The organism is Microcystis sp. LE19-10.1B (assembly GCF_027530565.1).
In the GTDB taxonomy this organism is placed as follows: domain Bacteria; phylum Cyanobacteriota; class Cyanobacteriia; order Cyanobacteriales; family Microcystaceae; genus Microcystis; species Microcystis aeruginosa.
In genome coordinates this window covers 1-1,293 of record NZ_JAPZQM010000186.1, presented here as the reverse complement: position 1 = coordinate 1,293, position 1,293 = coordinate 1, and the positions used below count along the sequence as shown (strand labels likewise).

1 protein-coding gene is annotated in these 1,293 nt (G+C 42.6%); it reads right to left on the bottom strand.

Going from position 1 to position 1,293, the window contains the following annotated elements:
• The coding region (locus O9332_RS06810) for a phosphoribulokinase (protein ID WP_288024450.1) at positions 1-943 on the bottom strand (943 nt) is incomplete at its 3' end.
• Positions 944-1,293 lie beyond the last annotated feature (350 nt).

Here is a 1,293-nt window from a genome sequence, read left to right as displayed (position 1 = left end):
TTTTGAGACCGACTAACACTTGGAATAAACCCGTACCATTGGTAGAACCGGGATAATCCTTGTGTTTGAGCAGTAATTCCGTCATTTCACCGTAGTATTTAGTGCCGGTTTTGCTCAAATGGCTTTCGATGTAGATCATTTCTTCGAGGTTATCGAATTGACCATCTAGTTCCAGAATCGACACTTCATTCCCCAAGAAGCCATCTGGACCATAGTAGAGTTTAATGCCGGGATAAGTGCAGGTCAATTTACGACCACAGGGCCGCCAATCGATGGTGGAACCTTCATCAAACAGATAAGCGGGTTCAAAGTTTTCTACCCCTTCTTTCTGGATTAAACGGACCCGCAGTAATTTACTTTCGTGATCTTCAAGTAATTTGGTGGGCAGCACTTGAATCACCACGTCAGCGTACTGTCTTTGGGGATCGATATAGGCACTGAAATCCGGTTTTCTAGAATTAATAGCCGCCATCACATCATCATAGGTGTGACCGCGCTCGGCCATATCCCGTTGAATTTTCCAGTTAACTTTGACTTCATCGCTAATATCGAGATAAACGCTGAAATCTAATAGGGACCGGACTCGTTCATCATATAAGGGGTGCAGTCCCTCGATCACGATTACCTTATTCGGTTCGATGATTTCGGGGGGATCGATCATCCCCGTTTCATGATTATAAATAGGTTTATTAATGGCTTGACCTTCCTTGAGAGCTTTAATCTGCTCGTACATCAGGTCAAAGTTATTCGCTTTCGGATTGAGTGCGGTGACACCCACCTCTTTTCTCTGTTTGCGATCGAGGCAATGGTAGTCATCTAAACAGATCACTGTCATAAACTCGGCCCCGAATAAATCGGTCAAACGACGTAAAAAAGTAGATTTCCCACAACCGGAGTCCCCAGCTACACCGATTAGAACCACGCGCTCTGGCTTATTGGCCATAGTTTCCCTCTAAATACACGACTAATTGTTAACCCATAGTAGTAATTAAACCAGACTCTGGATCCAGCAGTACCCCGCCGCCACAAATTGCTGCTGCTGACAGGTTCGGCAAGAGCCTCACGCTAGAATGAGTAGGTATTTGATACTAGATTCTCTGTTCAGATCATACCGGAATCAGTGACCAAAATCAGTTATCAGTAATCAGTTATCAGTAGAACTCTTGCAAATTAATTATATGTTATAATGATGGGTTAACTAATTTTCCCCAAAAAATTAGTTAATCAGTACATTTGTCCTGAATGAAAACTTGAAGTTTAACTTTTAACTCAAAACTCTTTAGAGCTGCTTTA